Source organism: Streptomyces sp. ISL-11 (assembly GCF_018614525.1).
Taxonomy (GTDB): Bacteria; Actinomycetota; Actinomycetes; order Streptomycetales; family Streptomycetaceae; genus Streptomyces.
In genome coordinates this window covers 90,406-114,850 of the sequence record NZ_JAGGOL010000027.1, presented here as the reverse complement: position 1 = coordinate 114,850, position 24,445 = coordinate 90,406, and the positions used below count along the sequence as shown (strand labels likewise).

Below are 24,445 nucleotides of genomic sequence, written 5' to 3'. Positions count from 1 at the left end.
GCCAAGCGCCAGGGCCAGTCGATGACCGAAGTTCGATGACTGGGTGTGATCTTCTTCTCGGTCAAACAACCCCTAATTGGGACAATCAGCCCTGGAGTCGGTACTCCTCCAGTAGCCGCCGCCCAATGATCATTTTCTGGATCTCGGCCGTGCCTTCGCCGATGAGCAGCATCGGAGCCTCCCGGTAGAGGCGCTCGATCTCGTACTCCTTGGAGAAGCCGTAGCCGCCATGGATGCGGAACGCGTCCTCGACCACTTCCTTGCAGTACTCCGACGCGAGGTACTTGGCCATTCCGGCCTCGAGGTCATTGCGCTGTCCCGAGTCCTTCTTGCGTGCCGCGTTCACCATCATCGCATGCGCCGCTTCGACCTTTGTCCCCATTTCGGCCAGTTTGAATTGAATGGCCTGGTGTTGCGCGATGGGTTTTCCGAAGGTCTGCCGCTGCTGGGCGTAGGAAACACCCAGCTCGAAGGCGCGCTGAGCGACGCCGCAACCACGCGCGGCGACATTGACGCGGCCGACCTCCACGCCGTCCATCATTTGGTAAAAACCCCGGCCGGTGGTCCCGCCGAGCACCCGGTTCGCCGGCACCCGCAGGCCATCCATGATCAATTCGGTGGTGTCGACACCCTTGTAGCCCATTTTGTCGATCTTTCCGGGAATGGTCAGACCCGGCTTGACCTGCCCGAATCCCGGTTCCTTCTCGACGAGGAAGGTGGTCATCGACTTGTGCGGCGCGGTGCCCGCCGGATGACCCTCGTCCGTCCGGCAGAGCACGGCCACGAGCGTGGAGGAGCCGCCGTTCGTCAGCCACATCTTCTGGCCGTTGAGCACGTAGTCACCGGAGTCGCCGTCCAGTACGCCCTTCGATGTGATGGCCGACACATCCGAGCCCAGGCCCGGCTCGGACATCGAGAACGCGCCCCGCACCTCACCGGTGGCCATCCGGGGCAGGAAGTGCTCCCGCTGCTCCTGCGTGCCGTGCTGCTTGAGCATGTAGGCGACGATGAAGTGCGTATTGATGATTCCCGACACACTCATCCAGCCGCGCGCGATCTCCTCGACGCACAGTGCGTATGTGAGAAGCGACTCACCCAGGCCGCCGTACTCCTCCGGGATCATCAGCCCGAAGAGGCCGAGTTCCTTGAGGCCCTCGACTATCCGGGTCGGGTACTCGTCGCGGTGCTCCAGCTCGGTCGCGACCGGGATGATCTCTTTGTCGACGAATTCACGGACCGTGGCGAGGATTTCCCGCTGGATGTCCGTCAGACCGTCGGTCTGCGCGAGGCGTCGCATCTCACTTCTCCCGGGTGATCGGCTCGGGGCGGCCGGGCTGCTCTCCGCCGCGCTCCTCGATGTACGTGGCGGTGGGCACCATCACCTTGCGCCGGAAGACACAGACGACGGTTCCGTCCTGCTTGTAGCCCTTGGTCTCGACATACACGATGCCGCGGTCGTTCTTGGACTTCGAGGGCGTCTTGTCCAGCACGGTCGTCTCGCCGTAGAGGGTGTCGCCGTGGAAGGTCGGCGCGATGTGCTTCAGCGACTCCACCTCCAGATTGGCGATCGCCTTGCCCGAGACATCGGGGACGGACATGCCCAGCAGCAGCGAGTAGATGTAATTGCCGACCACGACGTTCTCGCCGAAATCGGTCGTCTTCTCCGCGTAGTTGCTGTCCATGTGCAGCGGATGGTGATTCATCGTGAGCAGACAGAAGAGGTGGTCGTCGTATTCGGTGACCGTCTTGCCGGGCCAGTGCTTGTAGACATCGCCGACGGTGAACTCTTCATAGGTGCGGCCGAACTGCATCGTGCTCATGCCTCCGGAACTTCGAACTTGGACGTACGGGTCATGCCCGCCGCGCGGCCCTTGCCGGAGACGACCAGTGCCATCTTCCGGCTGGCCTCGTCGATCATCTCGTCGCCGAGCATGGCCGAGCCCTTCTTGCCGCCCGCCTCGGAGGTGCAGTACTCGTACGCGTCCAGGATCAGCTCGGCGTGGTCGTAGTCCTCCTGCGACGGCGAGAAGATCTCGTTCGCCAGCTCCACCTGGTCCGGGTGCAGCACCCACTTGCCGTCGAAGCCCAGCGCGGCGGCGCGGCCGGCCACCTCGCGGTAGCCCTCGGAGTTACGAATCTGAAGGTAAGGACCGTCGATCGCCTGGAGATCGTTGGCGCGGGCCGCCATCAAAATGCGCATCAGGATGTAGTGATAGGCGTCCGCGCCATAGCCGGGGGGCTGGTGGCCGACGACGAGGGACTTCATGTTGATGGAGGCCATGAAGTCGGCCGGGCCGAAGATGATCGTCTCGACACGCGGCGACGCGGCGGCGATGTCGTCGACGTTGATCAGGCCCTTGGCGTTCTCGATCTGCGCCTCGATGCCGATGAGCCCGACCTCGAAGCCCATGGTCTTCTCGATCTGCGTCAGCAGCAGGTCCAGGGCGACGATCTGCTGGGCGTCCTGCACCTTCGGCAGCATGATGCAGTCGAGGTTCGGGCCGGCGCCCTCCACGACCGTGACGACGTCGCGGTACGTCCAGTGCGTCGTCCAGTCGTTGACCCGTACGACCCTGGTCTTGCCCGTCCAGTCGCCGTTGTTGAGCGCGTCGACGATGGTGTGCCGGGCCCCCTCCTTGGCGAGCGGCGCGCAGGCGTCCTCCAGGTCGAGGAAGACCTGGTCGGCCGCCAGGCCCTGCGCCTTCTCCAGGAACCGCGGGTTGCTGCCGGGGACGGCGAGGCAGGAGCGGCGCGGCCGCAGACGGTTGGGCGTGGTCATGCGGGGACCTCCAGAGGGTCGAGGTGGTTCGCTTTCCGGATCTCGTCGACGATACGGCCGATGATCTCCGTGATACCGAAGTCCTTGGGTGTGAAAACGGCCGCGACACCCGCCGCCCGCAGGGCGACGGCGTCCGCGGACGGGATGATGCCACCGACGATGACCGGGACCTCGTCCGCCCCCGTGCTCCGCAGCCGGGTCAGCACGTCCGGCACCAGCTCGGCGTGCGAACCCGAGAGGATCGACAGGCCGACGCAGTGCACGTCCTCCGCGACGGCCGCCGAGACGATCTGCTCCGGGGTGAGCCGGATGCCCTGGTAGACCACCTCGAAGCCGGCGTCGCGGGCCCGTACGGCGATCTGCTCGGCGCCGTTGGAGTGCCCGTCCAGGCCGGGCTTGCCGACCAGCAGGCGCAGCTTGCCGCTGCCCAGCTCCTCGGCGGTACGGGCGACCTTGGTGCGGACGGCGGCGAGCGGGGTGCCCGCCTCCGCGGTGACGGCCACCGGGGCGCTGCTCACGCCCGTGGGGGCGCGGAACTCGCCGAAGACGTCCCGCAGCGCCCAGGCCCACTCGCCGGTCGTCACGCCGGCGCGTACGCACTCCACGGTGGCGGGCATGAGGTTCTCGATGCCCGCCGCCGCCTTCTTCAGCGCCGACAGCGACTCCTGCGCGCGGCCCTCGTCGCGGTCGTCGCGCCAGCGGTGCAGGGACGCCACGACGCGGGCCTCGTTCGCCGGGTCGACCGTCATGATCGCGGTGTCGAGATCGGCGGTGAGCGGGTTGGGCTCGGTGGACACGTGGCAGTTGACGCCGACGATCTTCTCCTCGCCGGCCTCGATCCGGGCCCGCCGCTCGGCGTGCGAGGAGACGAGCTGGGACTTCAGGTAGCCGGACTCGACGGCCGCCATCGCGCCGCCCATCCGCTCGATGCGCTCCATCTCGGCGAGGCACTCGGTGACCAGCTCCGTCACCTTCGCCTCGATGACGTGCGAGCCGGCGAAGATGTCCTCGTACTCCAGCAGGTCGCTCTCGAGGGCGAGGACCTGCTGGATGCGCAGCGACCACTGCTGGTCCCAGGGGCGGGGCAGGCCCAGCGCCTCGTTCCAGGCCGGCAGCTGCACGGCGCGGGCGCGCGCGTCCTTGGAGAGGGTGACGGCCAGCATCTCCAGGACGATGCGCTGGACGTTGTTCTCCGGCTGCGCCTCGGTCAGACCCAGGGAGTTGACCTGGACGCCGTAGCGGAAGCGGCGCTGCTTGGGGTCCTCGATGCCGTAGCGCTCCCGCGTGACCTGGTCCCAGATGCGCCCGAAGGCGCGCATCTTGCACATCTCCTCGACGAACCGGACACCCGCGTTCACGAAGAACGAGATGCGGGCGACGACCTCGCCCTTGCGGTCCTCCGCGATCTGGCCCGACGCGAACACCGCGTCGAGCACGGCGATCGCGGTGGACATCGCGTAGGAGATCTCCTGGACCGGCGTGGCGCCCGCTTCCTGCAGGTGGTAGCTGCAGATGTTGATCGGGTTCCACTTCGGGATGTGGTTCACCGTGTACGTGATCATGTCGGTCGTCAGCCGGAGGGACGGCCCGGGCGGGAAGACGTGCGTGCCCCGGGAGAGGTACTCCTTGACGATGTCGTTCTGGGTCGTCCCCGACAGCCTGGTGATGTCGGCGCCCTGTTCCTCCGCGACCACCTGGTACATCGCCAGCAGCCACATGGCCGTGGCGTTGATGGTCATGGAGGTGTTCATCTGTTCCAGCGGGATGTCCTGGAACAGCCGCCGCATGTCACCGAGATGGGCCACCGGGACCCCGACCCGGCCCACCTCGCCGCGGGCGAGGATGTGGTCGGAGTCGTAGCCGGTCTGCGTCGGCAGGTCGAACGCGACCGAGAGGCCGGTCTGCCCCTTGGCGAGGTTGCGGCGGTAGAGCTCATTGGACGCCTCGGCCGTGGAGTGACCGGCGTAGGTCCGCATGAGCCACGGACGATCCTTGTGACGATCGGTCATGTGTACACGTCTCTCAGACGTTCCGGAATCGGTTGATCGCGTCGATGTGGCGGGCGCGCATTTCGTGGTCGGTGACACCCATGCCCTCCTCGGGCGCGAGCGCGAGGACGCCGACCTTGCCCTGGTGGAGGTTGCGGTGGACGTCGTAGGCGGCCTGACCGGTTTCCTCGAGGGTGTAGGTCTTCGACAGCGTCGGGTGGATCTTCCCCTTGGCGATCAGGCGGTTGGCCTCCCATGCCTCACGGTAGTTGGCGAAGTGGGAGCCGATGATCTTCTTCAGCGACATCCACAGGTAGCGGTTGTCGTATTCGTGCTTGTAGCCGGAGGTGGAGGCGCAGGTGACGATGGTGCCGCCCTTGCGGGTGACGTAGACCGAGGCGCCGAAGGTCTCGCGGCCGGGGTGCTCGAAGACGATGTCCACGTCCTCGCCGCCGGTGAACTCGCGGATGCGCTTGCCCAGGCGCTTCCATTCCCTCGGGTCCTGGGTGTGCTCGTCCTTCCAGAACTTGTAGCCCTCGGCGTTGCGGTCGATGATCGCCTCGGCGCCCATCCGCCGGCAGATCTCGGCCTTCTGGTCGCTGGAGACCACACAGATCGGGGTGGCGCCGCCGGCCAGGGCGAACTGGGTGGCGTACGAGCCGAGTCCGCCGCTCGCGCCCCAGATCAGCACGTTGTCGCCCTGCTTCATGCCGGCGCCGTTGCGGGAGACCAGCTGGCGGTACGCGGTGGAGTTGACCAGCCCCGGCGCCGCGGCCTCCTCCCAGCTCAAGTGCTTGGGCTTGGGCATCAGCTGGTTGGACTTCACCAGCGCGATCTCGGCCAGGCCGCCGAAGTTGGTCTCGAAGCCCCAGATGCGCTGCTCGGGGTCGAGCATGGTGTCGTTGTGTCCTTCGGCGCTCTCCAGCTCCACCGACAGGCAGTGCGCGACCACCTCGTCGCCCGGCTTCCAGGCGTTGACGCCGGGTCCGGTGCGCAGGACCACGCCCGCGAGGTCCGAGCCGATGACGTGGTACGGCAGGTCGTGGCGCTTGCCCAGCGGGGAGGTGCGCCCGTAGCGCTCCAGGAAGGCGAAGGTGGAGACGGGCTCGAAGATCGAGGTCCAGACGGAGTTGTAGTTCACCGAGCTGGCCATCACGGCCACCAGTGCCTCGCCGGGCCCCAGTTCGGGGACCGGCACCTCTTCGATGTGGAGCGACTTCCGCGGATCCTTCTCCCGCGTGGTGAGGCCCTCGAACATCGCGGCCTCGTCCTTGTGCACGGTCACCGCGCGGTAGGACTCGGGGACGGCGAGGGCGGCGAAGTCCTCGGTGGTGCTGTCTGACGCCAGGATCGCGTCGAGTATGTGGTTCACGGTATTGCCTCCGGCGAAGCGCGTCGGGGAACGGCTTGAGGGAACGTCGGGGTGGTGCAGAGGCGGTGCCGTCGGTTCGGCGGGTCGTGCTGAGGGGTCCGGCCGGGCGCGGGTGGTTCTCCCGGCTGTCGCCGGGTGGTGCCCCCCGAGGAGCCTGTGACGCAGGCGGGTCCGGGCGCACGGCGTACCTGTTCGGCACTTGGTGGGGACAGCCGGCGCACGACGGTTGTGTCTGCGCGCCGGCCGCCCGGACACCCACAAGGTATGGCACCGCGTGCCACGCGACAAGACACTGGGTGCCAACAATTTCTCTCAGATGTCATCTCGATGGCACGTATGAGCAACACGTAGTCGGCAGGTGACGCACAATGGCCGCCCCGGTGGGGCGGCCATTGCCTGAAATGGTGAGCTATAGGGGGATTTGAGGCCCGATGGGGTTCAGCCCTTCTTGAGCGCCTTCTCGATGGCCCGCATGACCTCGCCGAGCGGCGCGTCCGTACGGGCCACCGTGACCAGCACCTCGCCCTCGGCCCGCGCCGTGGCGGCCGGGGCGTCGGCGGCCGCCTCCTGGGCGGGCCGGCCGGCGCCGATGCCCGTGCCGAACGTCTCGCGCACGATGGAGAAGGCGTGGTCGAGCTGGGTCTCCACGTCGCCCACGCCGCCGCCGCGCAGCCAGCGCCGCAGCACGTGGTTGTGCGCGGTGACGACGGCGGAGGCGGCGACCTCGGCGAGCAGGGGGTCGTCATCGCCGACGTGGTGGGCGGTCTCGTCGAAGTGGCCCAGGAGGTAGCGGGTGAACAGCCGCTCGTAGCGGGCGACCGAGGCGATCTCCCGCTCGCGGAGCGCGGGCACCTCACGGGTCAGGCGGTAGCGCTCCACGGAGACGGCGGGGGAGGCCGCGTACATCCGCATGACCTCCTTGATCCCCCGGCAGACGGTGTCGAGCGGGTTCTCGTGGGCCGGGGCGGCGTCGAGGACGCCCGCCGCCCGGACGAGGGTGTCGTCGTGGTCGGGGAAGATGGCCTCTTCCTTGGAGCGGAAGTGGCGGAAGAAGGTCCGGCGGGCGACGCCGGCCGCGGCCGCGATCTCGTCGACGGTCGTCGCCTCGTAGCCCTTCGTCGCGAACAGCTCCATCGCGGCCGCGGCGAGTTTGCGGCGCATGGTGAGCCGTTGAGCGGCGGCGCGGCGGCTGCCGGCGCTCTCGGTGCCGGCGTGCGGCTCCCGGGGTTCTTCGACGGCCCCGCGCGTGGAGCGGGCGGCCTTGGCGGGCTGGGACATGTGGGGAACGTAACACGCGTGCGCGGCGGTGTGCCGGGGCGGACCTCCGGCCGGTTCGAGCAGGCCGCCCCAGCCCGGGGTTCCGTCAGGCCTTCGCATACTCGCGGAAGCCGCGGCCCGTCTTCCGGCCCAGGCAGCCCGCCGCCACCAGGTGCTCCAGCAGCGGCGCCGGGGCGAGCCCCGGATCGCGGAACTCCCGGTGCAGGACCTTCTCGATGGCCAGCGAGACATCGAGGCCGACGACGTCGAGGAGCTCGAAGGGGCCCATCGGATAGCCGCCGCCGAGCTTCATCGCGGCGTCGATGTCGTCGAGCGTCGCGTAGTGCTCCTGCACCATCTTCACCGCGTTGTTGAGGTAGGGGAACAGGAGCGCGTTCACGATGAACCCGGCCCGGTCGCCGCAGTCCACGGGGTGCTTGCGGACCCGGGCGCACACCGCGCGGACGGTGGCGTGCGCGTCGTCGGCGGTCAGGACCGTACGCACCACCTCGACGAGCTTCATCGCCGGCGCGGGGTTGAAGAAGTGCATCCCGATCACGTCCTGCGGCCGGGAGGTGGCGCGGGCGCAGGCGACGACGGGCAGCGAGGACGTCGTGGTGGCGAGCACCGCGCCCGGCTTGCAGATCTTGTCGAGCGCGGCGAACAGCTGCTGCTTGACGGCCAGGTCCTCCGCCACCGCCTCGACGGCCAGATCGACGTCCGCGAAGGCGTCGAGCGAGCCCGCCGGGGTGACGGCGGCGAGCGCGGTCTCGCGCTCGGCGGCCGTGAGCCGCCCCTTCTTCACCGACCTGGCCAGCGACGCGGCGATCCGCTCCTTCGCCGCCTCCGCCTTCTCCGGGGTACGGGCCGCGAGCACGACCCGGTAACCGGCCTTGGCGAAGACCTCGGCGATGCCGCTGGCCATCGTGCCCGACCCGGCCACGCCGACGGCCCGCACGTCGCGCACCACCGCACCGCCGTCCCCGGCCGCGCCCGGGGTCCGGTCGTCCGGCACGACGACGGCGGAGTCCCGCGCGTCGTACGTGTAGAACCCGCGGCCCGCCTTGCGGCCGGTCAGTCCCGCCTCGGCGAGCTGGCCCAGGATCGGCGCCGGCGCGTGCAGCCGGTCGTGCGAGGCGGCGTACATCGCCTCCAGGACCGTACGGGCGGTGTCGATGCCGATCAGGTCGAGCAGGGCGAGCGGCCCCATCGGCAGCCCGCAGCCCAGCCGCATCGCCGCGTCGATGTCCTCGCGGGTGGCGTAGCGCGACTCGTACATCGCGGCGGCCTGGTTGAGGTAGCCGAACAGCAGCCCGTCGGCGACGAATCCGGGCCGGTCGCCGACCGCGACCGGCTCCTTGCCCAGCTCGTGGGCGAGCTCGGTGACGGTGGCGACGGCGGCCGGGGCGGTGAGCACCGAGGAGACGATCTCGACCAGCTTCATGGCCGGCGCGGGGTTGAAGAAGTGCAGGCCCAGGACGCGCTCGGGGCGGGCCGAGTCGGCGGCGAGGCGGGTGACGGACAGGGCGTTGGTGCCGGTCGCCAGGATGGTGTCCGGACGCACGATGGCGTCCAGGGCGGTGAAGACCTCATGCTTGAGTGCGTAGTCCTCCGGGACGACCTCGATCACGAGGTCGGCGGCCGCGGCGTCGCGCAGATCGGCGGAGGTGCGGAAGCGGGCGAGCACGGCCTGCCGCTCGGGCTCGGTGATGCGTTCGCGCCGCACCGCGCGGGCGGTGGAGATCTCCAGCGCCCGGACGGCGTGGGCGGCGGCGGCCTCGGAGACGTCGATGCCGATGACCTCGCGGCCGGCCTGGGTGAGCACGTCGGCGATGCCGGTGCCCATGGTGCCGAGGCCGACGACGGCGACGGTGCGGAGGGGAGAAGGGGACGGCTCAGGGGTGGACGGACGGTCCATCGCGAGACTCCAGAAGGTGTTCCCCTTGTGCGGGGGATACGTCGGTTGAGTGAGCGGGCCCTGGCGGACCGCGGCGACCGTGGGATTTCCGGGTACGGGTAAGGAGCGCCCACGGAAAGGGAGTTGATCGACCGGCGGGCCCTGTCCCGGGGCCCTGCCGTCATGACGTTGCCGAACCGACGAACCGACGTCACTGTCTGAGCGAGTGGAGCGAGGGCGGCTGCGTCACCAGGCCGCCCGAGCGGGTGTGCCGCTCTTGCCGGGAGATTAACTCACGGGTAACCAAGAGCGCCAGGGGTCGAGCGCGCGACTTACGATGTGGTCCAGGCCACTCGGGGAGGAGAGCGGGCAATGGAAGACGAATTTCGCGCGCTGTTGAAGCGGGTACGCGCCGAACTGGCCGGCCCGGCCGAGTTCGCGGCCTTCGAGGAGCTCCTCGCGCTCGTCCGCGCGGGCGACCCCGGCCCCCGCGGTGACCGCCGGGCCCGGCGTCGCGACGAGCTCGCCACGATCCTGGTGGCCGACGAACAACCGCTCTGGGCGCGGGAGATCGCCGCCTTCGCCCTCGGCGCGGAGGGCGACCGCCGCGCCTTCGAGACCCTCGTGCTCCTCCTGAACTACCGCGAACCCGTGCGCTGCGCCACCGCCGCCCGCGTCCTGGCCCGCCTCGGCGACCCCCGCACCGCGCGCGCGGCGGCCGCCCTCGCGACGAATCCGCTGCGCACGGCCTACGCCCTCCACCCCGTCCGGCTTCTGACCGAACTGCGCGCCCCGGAGTCCGTGCCCGCGCTGATCTCCACCCTGGAACGCCTGCTGGCCGCCCGCGACCACTGCTGGCCGGTGGCCCGAGCCTGCGTCGAGGGCCTGGGGGCGCTGGGGGACCGCCGGGCGGAGGACGTCCTGGTCGCCGCCCGCCGCCATGATCGCTTACGCGATGTTGCCCACGAAGCGCTGGCACGGCTCGGATAGGAGATGTCCGGTCTGCGGCTGCGGGCCGTCTTTGCCGCCTGCGGCGGCGGGCGCCCTGCGGGCGCGTCCTCAATCGCCGGACGGGCTTGATTTCGGCTGAGCTCAGCCGAAATCAAGCCCGTCCGGCGATTGAGGACACCGCCGCGTAGCGGTGGTGCGGACGACACGGCCCCGGTGGGTCACAGACACGTGTTCGCAAACGGCGACCCCACCCGGATTTGGGCGGGTGTGGCGATGGTGGTTGGCTGTGGCGCGAAGGCAGGTACGCCACAGCACGACGTCCGGGAGGACAAGCCATGGGCCAGGTCGAGGCCACCACGGAGCGGATCATCGCGGCGGACCCGGAGGAGGTGTTCGACGCGCTGGCGGACTACACCGGCACCCGGGCCAAGCTGCTGCCCGAGCACTTCAGCGAGTACGAGGTGCGCAAGGGCGGCGACGGCGAGGGCACCCAGGTGCACTGGAAGCTCCAGGCCACCAGCAAGCGCGTCCGCGACTGTCTGCTGGAGGTCACGGAGCCGACCACCGGGCAGCTGGTCGAGAAGGACCTCAACTCCTCCATGGTCACCACCTGGACCGTCACCCCCGCCGGTGAGGGCAAGGCGAACGTCGTCGTCTCCACCGTCTGGAACGGCGCCGGCGGCATCGGCGGCTTCTTCGAGCGCGCCTTCGCGCCCAAGGGTCTCGCCCGCATCTACGACGCCGTGCTCGCCAAGCTCGCCGCGGAGGTCGAGAAGTAGGGCCGGGAACGGGCCGGACCGGCCCGGGGGAAGCCGAGGATCCGGGCTTCACCGTTTCGAGTGGTTTCCCCGGCGGCGCCACGGTGTGCCGTATGCCTCCGACCGGCGAAAAGCCGCACAGAGGGCACTCTCCGGTCATTCGTCGCGCTTGCTAGCCGTCGTCGCGAAATGCGAGAAAAGGGCGGCGATGCAGGCGCGACGAGGGGAGCGGTACGTGGGCGGGACCACACGCGGGACCACCTTGGTGCAGAGCGACGGACCACCCGGCGCCCGGCTCGCCGGGCCGCCGCCCGGCCACCGGCCCGCCGTCGCACCCGAGCCGGCCCCGGCCTCGCGGGAACCCCGGCTCGGCCCCGCCCGGGTGCGCCTGGTCTTCACGGGGCTGCTGCTCGCCCTGCTCCTCGCCGCGCTGGACCAGACCATCGTGGCCACCGCGCTGCCGAAGATCGTCGGAGAGCTGCACGGCCTGGACCGGATGTCCTGGGCCGTCACGGCCTATCTGCTCAGCTCCACCGCCGTCCTGCCGGTCTACGGCAAGCTCGGCGACCTCTTCGGCCGCAAGGGCCTCTTCCTCTTCTCGATCGTCGTCTTCGTCGCCGGCTCCGCGCTCGCCGGCCGGGCCGCCACCATGGACCAGCTCATCGCCGTCCGCGTGGTCCAGGGCATCGGCGGCGGCGGACTGATGATCGGCGTCCAGGCGATCATCGCCGACATCGTCCCGCCCCGGGAACGCGGCCGCTTCATGGGCGTCATCGGCGCCGCCTTCGGCCTCGCCTCCGTCGCCGGCCCGCTGCTCGGCGGCTTCTGCACCGACCACGCCTCCTGGCGCTGGTGCTTCTACCTCAACATCCCGGTCGGCCTGGTCACCTTCGCCGTCGTCGCCCTCGGCCTCAAGCTGCCCCGGCCCCGGCGCCGGGCACGGTTCGACGCCGTCGGCGCCCTGCTGCTCATGGTCTTCTCGACCTGCCTGGTGCTGCTGACCACCTGGGGCGGCACGGAGTACGAGTGGAGGTCCCGCGTCATCCTCGGCCTCGCCGCCGGCGCGGTCGGCACCGCGCTGCTGTTCCTCGCGGTCGAGAACGTCGTTGCAGAACCGATTATCCCACCGCGGCTCTTCCGTGATCCGGTCTTCACCGTCTGCGGACTCATGGGCGCGGCGGTCGGCCTCGCCCTCTTCGGCGCCGCCAGCTACCTGCCGACCTTCCTCCAGATGGTCGACGGCGCCGACGCCACCGAGTCGGGGCTGCTGATGCTGCCGATGATGGGCGGCGTCGTCCTCGCCTCGCTCGTCACCGGCCAGCTCATCAGCCGCACCGGCCGCTACAAGCTCTTCCCCGTCCTCGGCGGCGCCATCGCCTCGGTGGGCATGTACCTGCTCTCGCATCTCGACACCGACACCGAACGGGCCGTCTACAGCGCGTGGATGGGCATCCTCGGCATCGGCGTCGGACTCGCGCTGCCGGTCCTCGTCCTCGCGGTGCAGAACTCCGTCAGCCCCGCCGACCTCGGCACCGCCACCAGCGCCAACAACTACTTCCGCCAGATCGGCGGTTCCGTCGGCGCGGCGGTCTTCGGCACCCTCTTCGCCCGCCGCCTCACCGACCGGCTCGCCGACGAACTGCCGCACCGGGCCGGCCTGCCCGCGCCCGACTCCCTGACCCCGCAGCTGGTCCACGCGCTGCCCGCGGCCCTGCGCGACAGCTACGTACGGGCGTACGCCGACGCCATGCCACGGCTGTTCCTCTATCTCGTACCGGTGCTCATCCTCGGCTTTCTACTCGCCTTCCTGCTGAAAGAGAAACCCCTGGTGTCCCACAACGCATCCGAAGCCCCAGTCATCCCGTCCGCGCGCCCCGCGCCGCCGGAGGAGGCGCCCCTGCCCCCCGCGGCCTTCGTCGCGGGCATCCCCGTCACGGGCACGGTCCAGCACCCGGACGGCACCACCGTCCCGCGTGCCGCCCTGACCCTCATCGACGTCCGCGGCCAGCAGATCGGGCGCGGTGCGAGCGGTGAGGACGGGCGGTACGCCTTCAGTACCCCCGGCACCGGCTCGTACGTCCTCATCGCCGCCGCCCAGGGCCATCAGCCGCAGGCCGTCACCGTCTCCATCGGCGAACGGCCCGTGGAGCTCGACGTCGTCCTCGGCGGCGCCGGCCGCCTCGCCGGCACCGTGCTCACCCCCGACGGCAACCCCGTGCGCGACGCGCTCGTCACCCTCACCAACGTGCACGGCGAGGTCGTCGCGTCCACCCGCACGGCCCGCGAAGGCGGCTATGTGATCTCGGAGTTGGTCGCCGGCGAGTACACCCTCGCCTCCAGCGCCCCCGCCTTCCGGCCCGCCGCCCTGCCGGTGACCGTGCAGTCCTGCCGCGAGACCCGCCAGGACATCGAGCTGGCGGGCGGTGCCGTGCTGCGCGGCGTCGTACGGGCGGGGGCCGGCCGGGTCGTGGAGGACGCCCGCGTCACGCTCCTGGACGCCGCGGGCAACGTCGTCGACTTCGCCACCACCGGAGCCGACGGCGCCTTCCGCTTCGTGGACCTCTCGGCGGGCGAGTACACCGTCATCGCCGCCGGATACCCGCCCGTGGCAACGGTGTTGCAGGTCGCGGGTGGCGGCCGCACCGAACGGGATCTTCAACTGGGCCATTCCGACTAGCCGGTTCCGGCCGGGGTGAGCCGGTACGCGACGTGCGCCGGGGGGCGTGGAGGCCCCCCGGCGCACGGCATCTTCGCCAATGGCTCCCGCCCGGACCGTCCCGGGCCCTACGGTGGTAGTGGTGGCGCAGATCTTGCGTACGCGTACGAAGGAGCAACCGCCCATGGACCGTGGCAGGCCGGATCCCGTACCCGCGCAGCGGCGAGCAGCCCCAGGACGGATCCCGCTCGCGGTGGCCGTGGTCGACTTCGCCGGGCTGGTGACGCACTGGAGCAGCGGCGCCCGCAGGCTGTTCGGCCACACCCGCGAGGAGGCCGTCGGGAGCGCCGCCACCGATCTGATGCCCGTGAGCGGCGCGCTGTCAGCGGCCCACGGCTATCCCAGCTGCGGCCGGGCCCGGCTCACCGACTCCGGGCGCGGGCCCGTCGATGTGCTGTGGTGGGCGTATCCCCTGGTCGGATCCGGCCCGGAACGGCTGCTCGTACTGGCCTCCGACGCCGGTGACCCGGACGGCGGCGCCGACGGCCGGCTGTCACCGGCCTTCGCCCCGCACACCGACTTCCCCGAAGCCGCGCGGCTCGCCGGCCGGCTGCCCGACATCCTGCCCAGCATGGGCCCCGCCATGAGCGGACGCATCGCCGAGCAGGTACTCGAACTGGGCTACCCCGTCCTGGAGATCAACCACAGCGAGCGCCTCCCCGTCACCCCCGACTGGGGCCTGCCGAAGTACGTCGAGCGCCGGTCCCGGCGGACGGCGGCCGCCGCCGGCGGGGACGCCGTGCCTCCCGCGGGCGACGCGGATCTCGCACCGGACCTCGAATACGCCGCCGTGCGCGAGCGCCTGGAGTTCCTCAACGAGGTCAGCGGCGGCATCGGCACCTCCCTGGACCTGGAGCGCACCATCCGCGAGGTCACCAGCGCCGCCGTGCCGCGCTTCACCGACTTCGCCGGTACGCACCTGCGCGCCGCCGTCCTGGCCGGCGAGGGCTTCCCCGACGGCCCGCCCGACGTCACCACCGTCTGGCACCGCGTCTGGGTCGAGCACAACGACGAACCCGGCCGCTGGGACGACACCGTCCCCGTCGGCGAGGCCATCGCCTTCCCCGAGCACACGCCGTTCTTCCAGTGCATGGTCACCGGTGAGCCCGTGCTCATCCCGCGCATCAGCGAGGAGCTGGGCAACCGCATCTCCGGACAGTTCGAGAAGCGCGACCTGCGGCCCCTGATCAACGGCCGCTCCATGCTGGTCGTCCCGCTCAAGGCGCGCAACGTCGTCCTCGGCTTCATGGTCCTCATGCGGCGCGACGGCCGCGAACCCTTCAACGACATGGACCGCACCACCGGCGCCGAACTCGCCGCGCGCGCCGGCCTCGTACTCGACAACGCCCGCATGTACACCTACCAGGAGAACGTCGCCGAGACCCTCCAGGACAGCATGCTGCCGCAGTTCACGCCGCGTATGGCCGGCTGCGACACCGCCACCCGCTATCTGCCCGGCACCCGCCTCGGCCGGGTCGGCGGCGACTGGTTCGACACCATCAAGCTGCCCGGCTCGCGCACCGCGCTCGTCGTCGGCGACGTCATGGGTCACGGCCTCAACGCCGCCGCCATGATGGGCCAGCTGCGCACCGCCGTGCAGACCATGGCCGCCCTCGACCTGCCGCCCGAGCAGCTCCTGCGCAACCTCGACGACCTCGCGCAACGACTCGGCGAGCACTACCTGGCCACGTGCCTGTACGCCGTCTACGACCCGGTCCGCTCGGAGCTGCGCATCGCCAACGCCGGGCACATCCCGCCCGTGCTCGTCCGCGCCGAGGACGGTCGCAGTGAACTGCTGACGCTGCCCACCGGTGCGCCGATAGGGGTGGGCGGGGTGGCGTTCGAGACGGCGAGGGTACGGGTGGCGCCGGGCGACCGGCTGGTGCTGTGCACGGACGGGCTGGTGGAGGTCCGCGGCCAGGACATCGGCACGGGCCTGGCCGCGCTGTGCGAGTCCGCCGCCCACCCGGCCGCGTCCATGGACGACGCCTGCGACACCATCATCCGCGCCCTCAACCCCGCCGACGGCCGCAACGACGACGTGGCGCTGCTGATGGCCCGGCTCAACGGCATCCCGCCGGAGCACGTGGCCCAGTGGCAGCTGGACCGGGAGCCCGCCGCGGCCGGCCGGGCCCGCCGGCTCGTCCGCGACCGGCTGCTGGAGTGGGGTCTGGCGGAGGCGGCCGGGACCACCGAGCTCCTCGTCAGCGAGCTCGTCACCAACGCCGTGCGGCACACCGTTTCCCGCCGGGTGGGGCTGCGGCTGGTGCGTACGGAATCGCTGCTGTGCGAGGTCACCGACGAGGACCACCGGCTCCCGGCGCTGATCGGCGCGGGCCCGGCCGAGGAGTTCGGGCGGGGGCTGAGAGTACTGGGCGGCCTGGCGCGGGAGTGGGGCGCGAGCCATGACAGGGACGGCAAGACGGTCTGGTTCGAACAGTCGTTGATCCGCGCCGCGCGCCCCGGGTCGAACATGGCGTGAAAATCGGCGTCAGGGCCTTGATCGGCCGTGCGACGGGTAGTCAAGACTTCGACGATCCGTCACACGGCCGACCGGGGAGCGGGCATGACCGAAGCACAGCGGTACACCGAGGCTTGGGAAGGGTTCTGGGGGAACACCTCCGACGTGCCGGGCGAGGCGATCTGGGACTCGGACCCCGCGCTGACCGCCGCCCCCCACCTGGACCTGCTCCAGCCGTACGTCGCCGACCCCGGGCTGCCCATCCTCGACCTCGGCTGCGGCAACGGCACCCAGACCCGCCACCTGGCCACCCGCTTCCCGCGCGCCCTCGGCGTGGACCTCTCGCACGCCGCGGTGGAGCTGGCGCGCCGCGCCGACCGGGCCGGCGTCGCGCGGTACGAGCAGCTCGACCTGGCGGACGCGGAGCGGGTACGGGCGCTGCACGAGCGGCTCGGTGACGGCAATGTCTACATGCGGGCCGTGATCCACCAGAGCCGCCCCGAGCACCGGGCCCCGGTCGCGGGCGCCGTGGCGGAGCTGATCGGTACCGCGGGCCGGGCCTTCGTGGTCGAGTTGACTCCGGCGGCCAAGGAGGTGCTCCGGGACCTCGCGGAACAGCCGGGCGGCCCGCCGGAGAAACTCCGGCGGGTGTTCGCGCACGGCCTGACCCCCGCCGAGGCGACCGACGACGAGGTCCCGGCGCTGCTCCGGTCGGCGGGTCTGGAACTCCTCGCCGAAGGGCGCACCGAGCTGGTCATGACGGAGTGCCGCCGCGACGGCACGCGGATCGATCTCCCGGCGCGCTGGTTCGTGGCCGGGCGCGGCTGAGGGCGTACCGGCGCAATCGCCGGACGGACTGCTGTGTTGTGTCCTCAAGCTCCCCCAGCTACCGCTGGGGGTGCCCCCAACAGGCTGAAGCGGCTGAGCCCAGCCGAATCAAGCCCGTCTGGGGGCACCTCCCAGCGGTAGCTGGGGGAGATTGAGGACGCGCCCGCAGGGCGCCCGCCGCCGCAGGCGGCAACGACGGCCCGCGGCCGAAGATCCGCCGGACACCGCCTAATGGTGACCGCCCCCGCGGTGGTCGTGCCCGTGGTGACCGTCCCCGTGGTGACCCTGCTCGTGGTGGTCGCGCTCGTGGTGCTCGTGGTGGTGGTCGTAGCGGTGGTGCGTGCGGTTGCCGGAGCCGTTGCCCGAGAGGACGGCGATCTCGTCGACGAGGTGGCTCAGCGGGTCGTCGCCGTCGTTGATCGTGGAGGTGTCGGTGCACTGCTGCTGTTGCTGCGAGGTGAGGACCGGGATGTCCTGGAGGCCGATGTTGATCAGCAGGAGCGACTGGAGTCCGAGCTTCCCGATCGGCACGCACAGCTTGTTGAGGCTGCCCTGCACCCCGCTCATCTGCGGGCTGGCGTGTCCACCGGTCACGGTGTTCCCGTAGCCGGTCCTCGCGCCGTTGCCGTTCGCGACGTCCTGGCCGTCCCCGGCGGCGAGGACGGGAGCGGTGGCCATGGTGGCGGCGGCGGCCGTGAGAGCGACTGTCGCGCATACCTTCTTGAGCACGGGCGTGCCTTTCGAGCGTGGGGTTGCTGCCGGGTGGGGATTGACCTGAGCAACTCCGGTAAAGTCATGCGGTTCCGAACCCTCACCCATTCGTCGCATTTACGTCACTTATGGTCAAGTCGGGCAGGGGGTGGTCCGTGCGTGTCCTGACGATCGGCCGGTCGTTCAAGTCGTAAAAGCCCACCGCCTTCTTGGAGGAGACCCGATGCGCCGAGCTCTTGCCGCCGCCACCCTTGCCGCAGCCGCCCTGGCAGCCGGATCGACCGCCGCCGCGCACGCCGCCGAACTGCCGGCGGCACCGGATCTCGGCGGGTTGAGCGCCGTCGACCCCGGCACCCTGGGTGCCACCGTGGACGGGGCGGCGCAGAAGGCGACGGGACTCGCCGGAGACGCCGGGAGCAAGGCCGTGAAGAAGGCCGTACCGGTGGCGGGCGGGGCGGTCGGCCCGACCGTGAAGGCCACCGGTGATGTCGCGGGGCCGGCCGGCGAGATCCTCGGTGGGACCGCGAAGGCGGCCGCCGAGGGCGGCTTGCCGACCGGTGGTCTGCCGACGGACTCGCTCCCGGTGAAGAGCCTGCCCCTGAGCTGACGCGGACTTCGCGCCGGGGTGTGGCGGGCGATCGCCGCGCGATCGAGCGGCCACGCCCCGGCCGAGCCGCTCGCCGCGCGTCCTCCGCCACGACCCCGCCGACCCCACTCCCTCCGTGGGCGGGCCCCTGCTCTCGCGCGGTGCTGCCGGCCCCCGCGGCGGGTTGACGGAGCGTTACCGGCCGCTCGTCACCCAAGTGCTGTACAAGCAGGCGGCGATGAGCGCGGCCATACAGGTGATCACCAGCCAGGAGCCGAGGCCCGTGTGACGCCCCCGGGGGACACGGCGCGACCCCACGCGCCGTGCCGGCCGCGGGTTGTGCGGCGCGGGGTCGGAGGCGGTCTCGGCGAGCAGGCGGCGGCAGGCGGCGGCGAGCTCGCTCGTCCCGGCGGAGAGCGGCACGACCGCCTCCGAGCGCGCGGGGGCGGTCGTACCCCCGTCGAGGATGCGGCCCGCGCGGACGAGGATCTCGTCATGGCCCCCCGCGGGAGCCAGGCTGATCCACCGCTGTACGTGCTCCCCCCGGATGACCACGTGCCCGGACCTGTCCCGGTACACGATGTGTTCCCGCCACAACACCTCGGCCAGCTCGACCGCGGTCTCTCTCAGTCTCGCCCTCATGTCCTCTCCCCCTCCACCGTCCGACAATCGAACAAATATCTCATGGCCGGTTCGGTGTCGGATGCCCCCTTCCCCCGACCGCCGCGCGCGCCGCCGTCCGACAACTCCCCTCCGCACCGGTGCGCCGCCACCCCGCCTGCGATAGAACGGGTGAATGGTGAAGATCCTGATCTCCGCGGACATGGAAGGCGTCACCGGCGTCACCTGGCCCGCCGACGTGCTGCCCGGGGCATCGCAGTGGGAGCGGTGCCGGCACCTGTTCACCTCCGACGTGAACGCGGCGATCGCCGGGTTCTTCGACGGTGGCGCCGACGAGGTGGTCGTCAATGAGGCGCACTGGTCCATGCGCAATCTGCTGCTGGAGAAGCTCGACGAACGGGCGCAGATGCTCACCGGGAAGCACAAGAGCCTGAGCATGGTCGAGGGGGTGCAGCACGGCGACGTGGACGGTGTCGCGTTCGTCGGCTACCACGCGGCGGCGGGTGCCGAGGGGGTGCTCGCGCACACCTACCTGGCCAACTCCCTCACCGGCGTGTGGGTGGGCGGCGCGCGCGCCAGCGAGGGGTTGCTCAACTCTCTGGTCGTCGCGGAATACGGTGTGCCCGTGGTGCTGGTGACCGGGGACGACCGGACCTGTGAGGACGCCAAGGGGTATGCCCCCGGGGCGCCTTCGGTCGCCGTCAAGGACTATGTCTCGCGGTACGCGGCGGTGTGCCGCACCCCCGCCCGCACGGCCGCCGACATCCGGGCCGCGGCCCGGGAGGGGGCCGCGCTGGCGGTGCGGTACGAGCCGGTGCGGGGCGGGCCGTTCACGGTGGAGATGGAGTTCGACGCCGAGCACCTGGCCGGTCAGGCCACCTGTGTGCCGGGTGTCGAGCAGTGCGGTGAGCGCCGGGTCTCCTACACCACGCCGACCATGTACGAGGGCATCCGCGCCTTCAAGGCGGTCACCACCGTCGTGTCGGCCGCGGTGGAGGAGCAATATGGCTGAGGAACGCGATGACTGACACCGGCGTGCTGTCCGAGGAGCGGATCGACGATCAGGCGCTGGACGAGGCGGTGCGGTTCACCTCGGAGCTGATCCGTATCGACACCACCAACCGGGGCGACGGGGACTGCCGGGAGCGGCCCGCCGCCGAGTACGTGGCGGGGAAGCTGGACGAGGCGGGCATCGAGGCGACGCTGCTGGAGAAGGCGCCGGGCCGGACGAACGTCGTCGCCCGGATCCGGGGCGCCGACCCGGACGCGGACGCCCTGCTCGTCCACGGCCACCTGGACGTGGTGCCGGCCGATCCGGCCGAGTGGACCGTCGACCCCTTCTCCGGCGAGATCCGCGACGGGGTGGTCTGGGGCCGGGGCGCCGTCGACATGAAGAACACCGACGCGATGGTCCTGGCGATCGTACGGGCCTGGGCGCGCGCCGGGGTGCGGCCGCCGAGGGACATCGTGCTGGCCTTCACCGCCGACGAGGAGGACACCGGAGACGTCGGTTCGGGGTTCCTCGCCGACAAGCACGCCGGGCTGTTCGAGGGCTGCACCATCGGCATCGGCGAGTCCGGCGGGTACACCTTCCACGGCGCCGGGGGCCTGCGGCTCTACCCGGTGGCGGCGGGGGAGCGCGGCACGGCCTGGCTCAGACTCACCGCGCACGGCACCGCCGGCCACGGCTCGAAGGTCAACGGCGACAACGCGGTCAGCCATCTGGCGGCCGCCGTCGACCGGATCGGCGCCTACCGGTGGCCGGTGCGGCTGACCCCCACTGTGCGGGCCGCGCTGACGGCCATCGCTGCCGCGCAGGGCATCGAGGCCGACCCGGACGCGCCCGGCTTCGACGTCGACGAGCTGCTCGACAAGCTCGGCCCGGCCCGTGCGCTGGTCGCCGCGACGGTCCGCAACAGCGCCAACCCGACCATGCTCAAGGCCGGTTACAAGGTCAATGTCATTCCGGGCACGGCCGTCGCCCATGTGGACGGGCGGGTGGTGCCCGGCGGCGAGGAGGAGTTCCTCGCCACGATGGACGAGCTCACCGGGCCGGCGGTGCGGTGGGAGTTCCACCACCGGCACACCTCGCTGGCCGCGCCCGTGGACGCCCCGGTGTTCGCGCGGATGCGGGCGGCCATCGAGCGCTTCGACCCGGAGGGCCGGGTGGTGCCGTACTGCATGTCGGGCGGCACGGACGCCAAGCAGTTCGCCCGCCTGGGCATCACCGGCTACGGCTTCGCCCCGCTGCGACTGCCCCCCGGCTTCGACTACCAGCCGCTCTTCCACGGCGTCGACGAACGGGTGCCCGCCGAGGCACTGCACTTCGGCACCCGGGTGCTGGATCATTTCCTGATGGACCGTCCTGAGGAGGCGTAGCAATCATGGTGTCCACGGCGCCCTACGGAGCGTGGCAGTCGCCGATCCACGCCGAGCTCGCCGCGTCGCACGGCGGCCGGCCGGACTTCGTGGCCACGGTCGGCGACGAGGTGTGGTGGGTGGCGCCGCGCCCGGTGGAGGCCGGCCGCTTCACGCTGGTGCGGCGGCGGGCCGACGGCACGGAGGCGTCCGTCCTGGCCGCGCCGTGGAACGTCCGCAACCGCCTCTTCGAGTACGGCGGCTGCCCCTGGGCGGCGACGGCCCGGGAGGCCGGCGGCCCGCTGGTGGTCTTCACGCACTTCACCGACCAGCGGCTCTACGCCTACGAGCCCGACGCGCCCGGCGCCGTGCCCCGGCCCCTGACGCCGCTCTCGCCGGTCGGCGGCGGGCTGCGCTGGGCGGACCCCCTCCCGCGCCCGGAGCTCGGCGAAGTGTGGTGCGTGCTGGAGGAGTTCACGGGCGAGGGGCCCGGCGATGTGCGCCGGACGATCGTGGCGGTGCCCCTGGACGGCTCGGCGGCCGCCGACCGCCGCGCGGTGCGCGAGCTGTCGGACGACCGGCACCGCTTCGTCACCGGCCCCAGGCTCTCCCCGGACGGCCGGCAGGTGGCCTGGATCGCCTGGGACCACCCCCGCATGCCCTGGGAGGGCACCGAACTCAAGGTCGCCCAGGTCACCGAGGACGGGCGGTTCGCGCGGGCGCGGACCGTCATGGGCGGGCCGGAGGAATCCGTCGCCCAGGTGGAGTGGGCACCGGACGGTTCGCTGATCGCGGCGAGCGACCGTACGGGCTGGTGGAACCTGCACCGCGTGGACCCGGTCACCGGACGCGCGGTCAATCTGTGCCCTCGTGAGGAGGAGTTCGCGGGGCCGCTCTGGGTGCCGGGACTGCGCTGGTTCGCGCCGCTGCCCGGCGGTCCGATCGCCGTCGTGCACGGCCGGGGCGCCGCCGTCCTCGGCGTACTCGACCCCGAGACGGGCGAGGTCGTCGACGCGGCGGGCCCGTGGACCGAGTGGGCGGCCACCCTGACCGTCAGCGGCACCCGCGCCATCGGCGTCGCCGCGAGCCCCCGCAGCGCGTACGAAGTGGTCGAGCTGGACGTCCGCTCCGGCCGGGCCCGCGTCATCGGCGCCCCGCACACCGACCGCGTGGACCCGGCGTACTACCCCGAGCCGCAGATCCGGGTCTTCACCGGCCCCGACGGGCGGGAGATCCACGCCCACCTCTACCCGCCGCACAGCCCTGACCACACGGGGCCGTCCGACGAGCTGCCGCCGTACGTCGTGTGGGCGCACGGCGGTCCCACCGTGCGGATGCCGCTCGTACTCGACCTGGAGATCGCCTACTTCACCTCGCGCGGCATCGGCGTCGCCGAGGTCAACTACGGCGGCTCGACCGGCTACGGGCGCGCCTACCGCGAACGGCTGCGGGAGCGGTGGGGGACGGTCGACGTCGAGGACTGCGCGGCGGTCGCCGAGGCGCTCGCCGAGGAGGGCACGGCCGACCGCGCCCGGCTGGCGATCCGCGGCGGCAGCGCCGGCGGCTGGACGGCGGCGTCCTCGCTGGTGGCCACCGGCCTGTACGCCTGCGGCACCATCCTCTACCCCGTGCTGGACCTGCTGACCTGGGCGAAGGGAGGCACGCACGACTTCGAGTCGCGCTACCTGGACAGCCTGGTGGGCCCGCTCGACGAGGTGCCCGACCGCTACCGGGACCGCTCGCCGCTGTACCGGGCGGACCGGGTCTCGGCCGCCTTCCTGCTGCTCCAGGGGCTGGCGGACCCCATCTGCCCGCCCGAGCAGAGCGAGCGGTTCCTGGAGGCCGTGGCCGGGCGCGGGGTGCCGCACGCGTATCTGACGTTCGAGGGGGAGGGCCACGGCTTCCGCCGGGCCGAGACGAGGGTGCGCGTGCTGCACGCGGAACTCTCGCTGTACGCCCAGACGTTCGGCTTCACCGCGCCCGGTACGCCCGTACTGGAGCTCGTGAAGTGAGCGGTCGCCCCGGCCTCGGGTGAGCAGGGGCGTGCGCCGGGGGCGCCTCCCTATAGGCAAGAGCCTGAGGTTAGCCTAACCTAAGCCTTGTTTCGCGCCCGCGCGCCCGACGCGCGTGGGTGCCGAGGCATGTCCTCAGCCCCTGTGGGCCGTTCACTTCGGTCGAAACGGTCATGTAAGGTAAGCCTTGCCTTAGCTCGAATGGAATCGGGGGAACCGCCGTGCAGCAGTCAGAACTCGCCGGCCGCGTCGCGCTGGTCACCGGCGCCGGCCAGGGCATAGGCGAGGCCGTGACCCGCGCCCTCGTCGAACGGGGAGCGCGCGTGGCGGCCCTGGACCTGACCCCGGACGGCATCAAGGACCTCGAAGCCGAGTACGGGCGGGACACCGTCACCGCCCACACCGCCGACGTCGCCGACAGCTCCGCCGTCGAAGCCGTCGTCGAGGAGGTCGAGCGCACCGTCGGCCCGCTCGCCATCCTCGTCAACGTCGCCGGAGTGCTGCGCACGTCCCCCGTCATCGACATCACCGACGACGTGTGGGAGCACACCTTCGCCGTCAACTCCACCGGCGTCTTCCACACCTCACGGGCCGTCGCCCGCCGCATGAGCGAACGCCGCGCCGGCTGCATCGTCACCGTCGGCTCCAACGCCGCCGGCGTGCCGCGCACCAGCATGGCCGCGTACGCCGCGTCCAAGGCCGCCGCCACGATGTTCACCAAGTGCCTCGGCCTGGAACTGGCCCGCAGCGGAGTGCGCTGCAACGTCGTCTCGCCCGGCTCCACCGACACCGCCATGCAGCGCGGCCTGTGGACCGACGAGCAGGCGCCCGAGCGGGTCGTCGAGGGCGACCCTGCCACCTACCGGGTCGGCATCCCCCTCGGGCGGATCGCCGAACCGGCGGACGTCGCCGACGCGGTGACGTTCCTGGTCTCCGACCGGGCCCGGCACATCACGATGCACGACCTGTACGTCGACGGCGGCGCGACGCTGCGGGCCTGACGGCCCGTCCGCCGCGCTCCTGACCCGGGGGCGCCGCCCCGGCTCCCGGCCGCGCTGAAGCGCGGTGTCCTCGATCGCCGGACGGGCTTGAAAAACCGGAGCTCCGGCCACCCACAAGGCGGCTCGCCCCGCCCACTTCACCACCCCAC

19 protein-coding genes are annotated in these 24,445 nt (G+C 71.5%); 10 read left to right on the top strand and 9 right to left on the bottom strand.

The window, feature by feature from the left end:
* Positions 1-85: 85 nt before the first annotated feature.
* From J7E86_RS07440 to J7E86_RS07410, 7 genes are all read right to left on the bottom strand, one after another.
* Positions 86-1,297: an acyl-CoA dehydrogenase family protein gene (locus J7E86_RS07440; protein ID WP_215080709.1), complete on the bottom strand. Its 1,212-nt coding sequence runs from the start codon at positions 1,295-1,297 to the stop codon at positions 86-88.
* A 1-nt stretch (position 1,298) separates the two neighbouring features.
* A complete protein-coding gene (locus J7E86_RS07435) occupies positions 1,299-1,811 on the bottom strand; it encodes a MaoC family dehydratase (RefSeq protein WP_215080745.1) in 513 nt (170 codons plus the stop codon).
* A gap of 5 nt (positions 1,812-1,816) precedes the next feature.
* On the bottom strand, positions 1,817-2,779 hold the full coding sequence (locus J7E86_RS07430; RefSeq protein WP_215080708.1) for a CoA ester lyase: 963 nt from the start codon (positions 2,777-2,779) through the stop codon (positions 1,817-1,819).
* Positions 2,776-4,788: a protein meaA gene (locus tag J7E86_RS07425; RefSeq protein ID WP_215080707.1), complete on the bottom strand. Its 2,013-nt coding sequence runs from the start codon at positions 4,786-4,788 to the stop codon at positions 2,776-2,778. The genes J7E86_RS07430 and J7E86_RS07425 overlap by 4 nt, the downstream gene beginning before the upstream one ends.
* Before the next feature lie 13 nt (positions 4,789-4,801).
* Positions 4,802-6,139, bottom strand: coding sequence for a crotonyl-CoA carboxylase/reductase (gene ccrA, locus J7E86_RS07420; protein ID WP_215080706.1), 1,338 nt, complete (start codon positions 6,137-6,139; stop codon positions 4,802-4,804).
* 438 nt (positions 6,140-6,577) lie between these two features.
* Positions 6,578-7,417 (bottom strand): TetR family transcriptional regulator, encoded by an 840-nt coding sequence (locus tag J7E86_RS07415; protein WP_215080705.1) that lies wholly within the window; start codon positions 7,415-7,417, stop codon positions 6,578-6,580.
* 85 nt (positions 7,418-7,502) lie between these two features.
* Positions 7,503-9,314 (bottom strand): 3-hydroxyacyl-CoA dehydrogenase family protein, encoded by a 1,812-nt coding sequence (locus tag J7E86_RS07410; protein ID WP_215080704.1) that lies wholly within the window; start codon positions 9,312-9,314, stop codon positions 7,503-7,505.
* 351 nt (positions 9,315-9,665) lie between these two features.
* On the opposite strand from J7E86_RS07410, the gene J7E86_RS07405 reads away from it, so the two are divergent.
* The 5 genes from J7E86_RS07405 (at position 9,666) to J7E86_RS07385 (ending at position 17,007) form a co-directional block, all read left to right on the top strand.
* Positions 9,666-10,283, top strand: a complete 618-nt coding sequence (locus tag J7E86_RS07405) for a HEAT repeat domain-containing protein (RefSeq protein WP_215080703.1) — start codon at positions 9,666-9,668, stop codon at positions 10,281-10,283.
* A gap of 296 nt (positions 10,284-10,579) precedes the next feature.
* Positions 10,580-11,023, top strand: coding sequence for an SRPBCC family protein (locus J7E86_RS07400; RefSeq protein WP_215080702.1), 444 nt, complete (start codon positions 10,580-10,582; stop codon positions 11,021-11,023).
* 187 nt (positions 11,024-11,210) lie between these two features.
* Positions 11,211-13,679, top strand: coding sequence for an MFS transporter (locus J7E86_RS07395; protein WP_215080701.1), 2,469 nt, complete (start codon positions 11,211-11,213; stop codon positions 13,677-13,679).
* A gap of 163 nt (positions 13,680-13,842) precedes the next feature.
* A complete protein-coding gene (locus J7E86_RS07390) occupies positions 13,843-16,200 on the top strand; it encodes a SpoIIE family protein phosphatase (protein ID WP_215080700.1) in 2,358 nt (785 codons plus the stop codon).
* An 84-nt stretch (positions 16,201-16,284) separates the two neighbouring features.
* Positions 16,285-17,007 (top strand): class I SAM-dependent methyltransferase, encoded by a 723-nt coding sequence (locus tag J7E86_RS07385; RefSeq protein WP_215080699.1) that lies wholly within the window; start codon positions 16,285-16,287, stop codon positions 17,005-17,007.
* Between the two features lie 228 nt (positions 17,008-17,235).
* On the opposite strand, the gene J7E86_RS07380 is transcribed toward J7E86_RS07385, so the two are convergent.
* The gene (locus tag J7E86_RS07380; RefSeq protein WP_308312507.1) at positions 17,236-17,736 is read right to left on the bottom strand and encodes a rodlin; all 501 of its coding nucleotides are present in this window, start codon (positions 17,734-17,736) and stop codon (positions 17,236-17,238) included.
* 205 nt (positions 17,737-17,941) lie between these two features.
* On the opposite strand from J7E86_RS07380, the gene J7E86_RS07375 reads away from it, so the two are divergent.
* Positions 17,942-18,325, top strand: a complete 384-nt coding sequence (locus tag J7E86_RS07375) for an ATP-binding protein (RefSeq protein WP_215080698.1) — start codon at positions 17,942-17,944, stop codon at positions 18,323-18,325.
* Positions 18,326-18,499: 174 nt separating this feature from the next.
* Here J7E86_RS07375 and J7E86_RS07370 read toward each other — a convergent pair whose 3' ends face one another.
* Entirely contained in the window at positions 18,500-18,946 is a 447-nt protein-coding gene (locus J7E86_RS07370; protein WP_215080697.1) for a hypothetical protein, read from the bottom strand.
* 157 nt (positions 18,947-19,103) lie between these two features.
* Between J7E86_RS07370 and J7E86_RS07365 the strand changes: the two genes are divergently transcribed.
* From J7E86_RS07365 to J7E86_RS07350, 4 genes are all read left to right on the top strand, one after another.
* Entirely contained in the window at positions 19,104-19,937 is an 834-nt protein-coding gene (locus J7E86_RS07365) for a M55 family metallopeptidase (RefSeq protein WP_215080744.1), read from the top strand.
* Between the two features lie 8 nt (positions 19,938-19,945).
* Positions 19,946-21,304: a M20/M25/M40 family metallo-hydrolase gene (locus J7E86_RS07360; RefSeq protein ID WP_215080696.1), complete on the top strand. Its 1,359-nt coding sequence runs from the start codon at positions 19,946-19,948 to the stop codon at positions 21,302-21,304.
* A 5-nt stretch (positions 21,305-21,309) separates the two neighbouring features.
* Positions 21,310-23,295 (top strand): prolyl oligopeptidase family serine peptidase, encoded by a 1,986-nt coding sequence (locus J7E86_RS07355; protein ID WP_215080695.1) that lies wholly within the window; start codon positions 21,310-21,312, stop codon positions 23,293-23,295.
* 221 nt (positions 23,296-23,516) lie between these two features.
* On the top strand, positions 23,517-24,296 hold the full coding sequence (locus tag J7E86_RS07350; RefSeq protein WP_215080694.1) for a 2,3-dihydro-2,3-dihydroxybenzoate dehydrogenase: 780 nt from the start codon (positions 23,517-23,519) through the stop codon (positions 24,294-24,296).
* Positions 24,297-24,445 lie beyond the last annotated feature (149 nt).